The sequence below is a fragment of the Hydrogenophaga sp. genome, from assembly GCF_022844385.1.
Taxonomy (GTDB): Bacteria; Pseudomonadota; Gammaproteobacteria; order Burkholderiales; family Burkholderiaceae_C; genus Hydrogenophaga.
In genome coordinates this window covers 4,576-6,927 of record NZ_JALHLX010000158.1, presented here as the reverse complement: position 1 = coordinate 6,927, position 2,352 = coordinate 4,576, and the positions used below count along the sequence as shown (strand labels likewise).

Here is a 2,352-nt window from a genome sequence, read left to right as displayed (position 1 = left end):
CAGTTCCCAGTTGCGGTTGTCGGTGCTGGCCACGGTGCCGGTGCGCATGATGCGTTTGAGCTCGGCCGGCGGCACACCGGTCACGTCGGCCACGGCGGCTTCGAGTGCGAGCTGGATCTCTGCGAGTGCGGGAATCGGCACCCACAGCGGCAGTTCTTCGTCGAGCACGTGGTCTTCGCGCACATACGCGTGGGCCAGCACGTAGTCGCCCAGCTGCTGGCTCGTGCGCAGGCCGGCGCAGTGGCCGAGCATGAGCCAGGCGTGCGGGCGCAGCACGGCGATGTGGTCGGTGATGGTCTTGGCGTTGGCCGGGCCCACGCCGATGTTCACCATGCTGATGCCGCTGCGGTCGGCGCGCATGAGGTGGTAGCCCGGCATCTGCGGCAGGCGCGGCGGCGCGTGGCCGAGCTGGTCGATGGCCTCGGCGCTCAGGCCGGTGCGGCGCATCACCACGTTGCCGGGCTCCACAAAGGCGATGTACTCGCTGTCGGGCCTGGCCATCTCGGCGTGGCCGAGTTTGATGAACTCGTCGATGTAGAACTGGTAGTTGGTGAACAGCACGAAGTTCTGGAACCACTCGGGCGCGGTGCCGGTGTAGTGGCGCAGGCGCTGCAGGGAATAGTCCACGCGCGGGGCGGTGAACAGCGAGAGCGGGTGCGCTTCGCCGGGCCGGGGTTCGTGCGTGCCGTTGGCAATGCCGTCGTCCATGGCCGTGAGGTCGGGCAGATCGAACACGTCGCGCATCAGGGCGCGGCGCGCCACGTCCAGGCTGCCTTCCACATGGTCGTGTTCGGCGAACGAAAAGTGGATCGGAATCGGCTGCGTGCTGGTGCCCACCTCCAGTTCGCCGCCGTGGTTGGCCAGCAGCAGGCGGAACTGCTCCAGGTAGTAGTCGGCGTAGAGGTCGGGGCGGGTGAGCGTGGTCTCAAAACGCCCGGGGCCGGCCACGAAGCCGTAGCTCAGGCGGCTCACCGGCAGGTTGCTGCTGCCCTGGCGCGAAACGCTGTGTGTGTGCAGCCTCACGTAGGGGTAACAGGCGCGCACGCGGGTGTGGGCGAAGTCGCCACCGCCCACAAAGTCGCGCATGGCCTGGCGCAAGAACTCCACGTTGTCGTGGTAAATGCGCTGTACCTGCAGCAGGGCGGCGGCCGGGTCGTTCAAAAAAATCGGAGCGGTAAAGTCGGGTGTCTTGTGCATGGGGCTTATTGTGGCTGTGCACCCATGAACCTGCATGACACCATGAGTCTCGCTTCAGCCGATCTGCCCCAGGCCGCCGCCACACTGGCCGCGGCCTTGGGTTGTGGCTTGTTGATCGGCATCGAGCGCGAGCGCCGCAAGGGCGAGGGGCCGGGCAGGGCGATGGCGGGGCTGCGCACTTTTGCGCTCACCTGCGTCACCGGCGCGGCCGCGGCGCTCACCCAGATCAACGGCCTGATCGTGGCGGGCGCCGTGCTGGTGGCGGCGCTCACCGTGGTCGCCTATTGGCGCGACCGCTCCGACGACCCGGGCGTGACCACCGAGGTGGCCCTGCTGCTCACCTACCTGATCGGCGTGTTGTGCGCCTGGAGCCTGCCGCTGGCCGCCGGGCTGGCGGTGGGGCTCACCGCCATGCTCGCCGGGCGCGAGCGCCTGCACGGCTTTGCTCGCCAGTGGTTGCGGCCGGCAGAGGTGCGCGACGGCATCGTGCTCGCGGCGCTGGTGCTGCTGGCGTTGCCGCTGGTGCCCGACCGGCCTTTGTGGGGCAACACGCTCAACCCGCACGTGATCGTGCAGTTGCTGGCCTTGCTGCTGGGCGTGCAGGCGGCGGCCCACCTGGCGCGCCGCTTGCTGCAGGCGCGGCACGCGGTGGCGCTCTCGGCCCTGGCCTCGGGTTTTGTGTCGAGCACGGCCACCATCGCCACGCTGGGCCTGGCGGTGCGCGAAGGCCGCAGCGGTGCGCGGCTGATGGCCGGCGGCGCGCTGCTCAGCTGTGTGTCGACCTTGTTGCAGTTGCTGCTGGTGGCTGCGGCCGTGCAACCTGCTTGGCTGGCGCACCTGGTGTGGCCCGCGCTGGGTGGCGCGGCGCTGGCGCTGGCTTGGGGCTTGTGGCTGGTGCGCGGCGCGCCCTCAGAAGCGGCACCCGTGGCCGTGGAGCAGGACGAGCGCATGTTCAGCATGAAAGGTGCTGCTGCGGTGGCGGCCTTGCTCGCGGGCATTCAGGTGCTGGTGCACGCGCTCACGCTGTGGCTGGGCGAGGCCGGCCTCATCGTGGGCAGCCTGCTGGGTGCGCTGGCCGACCTGCATTCGGCACTGGCGGCGGTGTTCACCTCGGGCCCGCCCGCGCCCATTGGCCACCAGGCGGTGATGGGGGCG

At 69.8% G+C, this 2,352-nt stretch carries 2 protein-coding genes; one reads left to right on the top strand and one right to left on the bottom strand.

Features of this window, described 5'->3' with window-relative positions; translation table 11 throughout:
- Nucleotides 1-1,197 (bottom strand): AMP nucleosidase (locus tag Q0C59_RS17660; protein ID WP_291217980.1); only part of this gene is annotated, 1,197 nt, incomplete at its 3' end.
- Nucleotides 1,198-1,239: 42 nt separating this feature from the next.
- On the opposite strand from Q0C59_RS17660, the gene Q0C59_RS17655 reads away from it, so the two are divergent.
- A partial coding sequence (locus Q0C59_RS17655) for a DUF4010 domain-containing protein (RefSeq protein ID WP_291217978.1) occupies nt 1,240-2,352 on the top strand: 1,113 nt, incomplete at its 3' end.